Below are 4,246 nucleotides of genomic sequence, written 5' to 3' on the forward strand. Positions count from 1 at the left end.
ACTGGCAGTAGGGGTCGGACTGTTTGCCACAATTCATCATCAACCAGTTCGCGTGCCATATTGCCTCGCCACGATAATTATCGACGAGTTGCTATGACAACGAAAATTCCATTTTGTTAGATGCTCTAAGTCTTCGAAGTGCAGGGGTCCAATGGTGCGAGTTGTGGCCATACAGCATGATATCAGTTGGACAGTCTGCCAGAAATGCGGTTGCATTCACTCGATCCGGCGTAGCCATTGCTAACCCGTACGAAAGCTCGTTCGCTGCCCCAATCTCAATGTTTGCAATTGGCCGGCTGCCGCCGGTGCGGAAGGACCGTATCCGACTCAAAACCGCCAACGGGTAAATCGAAAAGCTGACGCTCGACGGTTAAGTTGACCGCCACGCGTTAGCTTGTTCAGGGTGAACGATTTGATAAGCCAATTCCATCAACATCAATATAGAAATCACCATCCTGTCCTACATTTCGTTCGAGCGAAGCAAACCATTCGGCATTGCGCCAGTTCTGTTCTGAAATGCCCCTGTGCACGAGGATTTGACGAGCAGGAAAAAATGGATGAGAAATATTGTACGCAAAGTAATCAGAAAGCTCGCTTTGCTTTCTTGAGTCAGAAATTTGCTCAATAAAGTCTAAGGCAGTGCGATAGTAAATCTCCCTGAGCTGTAAATTCAGTGATTCGTCGTAGGGAGTGTTTTCTCCCACGGGATCGTAGAACTTAATCTTCGGAGCTTTATATAGGTTATATGTAACGCTCGCTGCAGAGAAATTGACAGGAAGAGGTCCCGTTTTAGATTGGGTTTTATGCTTCTTCATTGCGATATCAGAGATGCTTTGTGCTGTATAGCCTTTTGCCTCAACCGCAAATTGTTTAGTTAGTGTGTCGCAATAGAAATCAGGCCTCTCCCCCGATATGGGATAGCCCTTGAGTGCCATTGCGCACTCATAGCTGTGGGTGAACTTAGCGCCGTACAGTTTCTTCGAGAAGTAGTCGGCAAATGCACGGCCAATCCTATTTGATGTATATGCGGTCTCAGTTGGGTCATTAACCAATTCAGGTAGTAGTCTGAAGTGATCTGACCAAAGAAAAGACGGTATAAATTCAAAAAAGAGACCTAAGTACCTAAACGGAAGATGGGGAAAAAAAGGGCGATTTATACCCGCAAAAGTGGCATGTTTTACAAATTCCAAAAAAGAAATTTGCCCAATTGCAGTGCTCTTATTGCCGGAAGCATTTTGAAAGATTAGTTCGTATTGCATGACTCTATAAGGTATAAATTTCTATATTTACCAATGCAGGGAAATCCGTTAAATAAGGACGCTCACTAGTCGCCAAGCAGCACGGGAACGCATTTCATCAAATCGCCCGAATTAACAAGAACCTGAAAATTAGTGGAAGACGACATTCGGCCAGAGCGCAAAATCAGAGCATGCTGCCATAAAAAGTCATCAGAGCAATAACGAATACGTGAGGGAGTGAATGTCCGGAAATGGCGTCTTATAGCCGTAACTGGAACTGGGAATTTCAACCCGAAACTACTTCCTAGAAAGTCGCAAATCGGTCGGTCGACGTAAAAGAAAGGAGGAGGCGGGGCACGTAGCTTGTTGGCTGTCCCATTCAGAATGTAGTGCTAAATGTGGGCGCCAAGCGCGACATGAAGATTTTCATGAGAGACAATTTTCTGCCACTCAAAACTTGCCAAATTCCAATAACCATCGCGCTCGTTGCGTATTTTTTCAAAATTGTTCACGAACTCCGCCTCATGTGGACGATCTCTTTTTTCTATTTGATTCGAAATAATCTGTTCATCTAGGTGAAGGACAAAAAATACTGGGTTAGTGGCTTGGGAAGGAAATTTGTCTTGGATTACATCAATAAATGACCTACGAAACCAATCTTTGATTAATAGAGCGCCCACGATAAGCAATGGTTTATTGCTTGGTTCTAGGTCTGGATAAACTGTTTTTAGAGCGTCCCGCAACAACTCGGTTGCACGGGTTTTTAACTCATCGTCCCATATCTTCCATTCGTACTGAGACGAATAATCATCGCCCTTTGCGATTTTCACTGCTTCAGCTTGCACTGCCTCTGCCTCAATCGTGATAGCTCTATCAGCATAGGTTTCAAGTAGGGTGCTTTTTCCAACACCGCGTATGCCGGCCACAAATATAGCGGTTGTCATAGGTTGAGTATTTTATTTTTTGCATGAACGGCGGTGCCAGGCTCTCGGGTGACGTCCGCTCGACGGAAGGTTTAGCCTTGTTAGGCGTTTTCAATAAACTCCCAGGCGACAATGCTTATGGACTTTGGATAGCCTTCAGCTTCCAAATGATCTCGTGTCTCAGCGATTAGAGCTTCGGGTACGACTACGGCCACGACGTCCTCTATCTGAAACTTAAAATCCCCGATGTTTCGCCACTCCCTTTCTCGGTAGAACGTATTTTCAGGGCTGGTATCAAAGTCAGTCACCTTTATAAAGTTCAACCAAAAACCTTTCACAGCGTCCGCATCAGGCTCTCGGATGGTTTCCATGTTCTGCGCCGCTTGCGCGAGCATCCTGTGTCCTTGTTGTTCCTGAAACGAGCCGGGATACATAAAGAAATCAAAGCCCATTTCAGCAAGCTTCCGATTAGGAACCAGTCTCTCTACGACGGGCATGCTCGCCGTGGGAACGTACATGACAGGCAAAAATGTCTTGTGCACAGTACTTGCTTTGAAGCCGATGGCTACTTTTCCGTAGTAGGGAGAATGACTAGGAAGGTCTTTGAGAGGAATGTCCGTAACGCAGCAAAACTTTTCCGTCTCTACTCCGTTGAGCACTCTTTCGGTGCAACTTCCAAGAAGCTTCTTTGAGGTGAGAATCAGCTTCAGTGTGTCCTTAGCCGTAGCTGGGTCCAAAATGGCGCCATGCTTACAGATGTCGCCGGGGCATCGCACTTCGCGCCAGTCAATTTCTTTAGGAGAGCCTGTGAAATGCCAATAGATATTTGAGTAATAGCGTTGTGTCGTCACGGGTGGAGCTGGCATGGATAGCTGAAAATTTGACAGGTTTATCCCGTCGATTATGCAATGCAGTGAGCCGTTATGCGCATGCACTGATTGACTGCCCAGTCATACGCGAGGCTTTGGAGCGGCCAACTGAAGGAATAGAAAACAGCAAAATTCGAGATAGACGGGCACTTTCACCGCAAGTCATTATTGTTACCAGTGTATGCTGAGATTGGTTTTGCGGCAACAAATTGCTGTCTTAAAAGTTCGAATGTCAGCCAACGGCGAAATTGGTGAATGGCTGCTCACGGCTGAACTCAGACTATCGGGCGGGGTGAAATTTCGATCAAAGCTGACATTTGCTGTCAGATGAAGTACAAGCTACTGCACTTGATATCCCCCGTGGCGTGTTGATGAATTACGATTCGCCCAGTAGGAATTCACATGCTCATCAAACGTCTTGCGAGAACCACTCTGCGGTGCATTTTCGCGCGCTCCGTCCCGGCTCCATTTGCCAGCGTAGTGACGCCCGCTTGCTGCAGACACAAGTAGTCTTTGCGCAGTATCGATGTGCGCGAGCATGCGAGAAATCATTCCTACCGGCGCCATCAATCCGCGAATACTATCCACGGGCACGTAATATAGGCAGGCAACGAATTTTCGCGGAAGGACAAACAGCTCAAGCGACTCTTTCCATTCCGCGCTGGGATTTGATCGGGCCTAACCAAATGCAATTCTCTGATGCCGGTCCCGCGCTACCTGCGTGATGCCTGCACCTCGCCTTTAGACGATGCAAAGTCGAATAGAAAAACATCGCTTTCTTTCTTACCTTCGCCAACTACTTCGCGCAATCCTTGCACCAAGAGCTTGAAGGACTCAGTGCGTTGCCAAAGCAGATAGCTCGGTGCAAGCCAGGCAATCGACCTCGAATTGTCTTTGTCATCATCGGTACCTTACCCGTTGCAGGGATATACAAAAGCCCCTGGCTAGAATTTGGTTGGAATTACAGAGTGCTTTCGTCCCAGGATTAAGCTCCGCCTGGAATGTTGATGACGACAGCAGCTGCAATCTCAGTCGCTATGGGCGTGTAGAGGTCCGCTTCTATGCCTTCTGCTACATCGAGAGAGATAACTAGTAGTCCGTCACTCATCAATTTTCGGATAAAGGTATTTCAGCTTTATGCGTGCATCGGCGGTGCGGAATTGCCAGTCGATCCCCGCTTGCCGCCGGTTGCGCGCCTCTGCCCATTTCTGGGCAA

At 47.3% G+C, this 4,246-nt stretch carries 3 protein-coding genes; all 3 read right to left on the minus strand.

Annotation, left to right across the window (positions count from 1 at the left end; genetic code table 11):
- Positions 1-398 precede the first annotated feature (398 nt).
- The 3 genes from IGW04_RS25380 to IGW04_RS25390 all read right to left on the minus strand — a co-directional run bounded on the left by IGW04_RS25380 (position 399) and on the right by IGW04_RS25390 (position 3,027).
- Positions 399-1,259 carry a hypothetical protein gene (locus tag IGW04_RS25380; RefSeq protein WP_194715873.1) on the minus strand — a complete coding sequence of 287 codons (861 nt, stop codon included), beginning with the start codon at positions 1,257-1,259 and terminating at the stop codon, positions 399-401.
- Between the two features lie 371 nt (positions 1,260-1,630).
- Positions 1,631-2,182 carry a hypothetical protein gene (locus IGW04_RS25385; RefSeq protein WP_194715874.1) on the minus strand — a complete coding sequence of 184 codons (552 nt, stop codon included), beginning with the start codon at positions 2,180-2,182 and terminating at the stop codon, positions 1,631-1,633.
- Positions 2,183-2,262: 80 nt separating this feature from the next.
- Complete coding sequence (locus tag IGW04_RS25390) at positions 2,263-3,027, minus strand: abortive infection system antitoxin AbiGi family protein (protein ID WP_194715875.1); 765 nt, start codon at positions 3,025-3,027, stop codon at positions 2,263-2,265.
- Between the last annotated feature and the right edge of the window lie 1,219 nt (positions 3,028-4,246).

Origin of the sequence: Noviherbaspirillum soli (assembly GCF_015352955.1) — a bacterium.
Lineage (GTDB): Bacteria > Pseudomonadota > Gammaproteobacteria > Burkholderiales > Burkholderiaceae_D > Noviherbaspirillum_A > Noviherbaspirillum_A soli.

What these genes read in the sequence shown, in the direction of transcription:
- IGW04_RS25380 (WP_194715873.1), bottom strand. Translation starts at nt 1,259, where the DNA reads ATGCAATACGAACTAATCTTTCAAAATGCTTCCGGCAATAAGAGCACT.
- IGW04_RS25385 (WP_194715874.1), bottom strand. Translation starts at nt 2,182, where the DNA reads ATGACAACCGCTATATTTGTGGCCGGCATACGCGGTGTTGGAAAAAGC.
- IGW04_RS25390 (WP_194715875.1), bottom strand. Translation starts at nt 3,027, where the DNA reads ATGCCAGCTCCACCCGTGACGACACAACGCTATTACTCAAATATCTAT.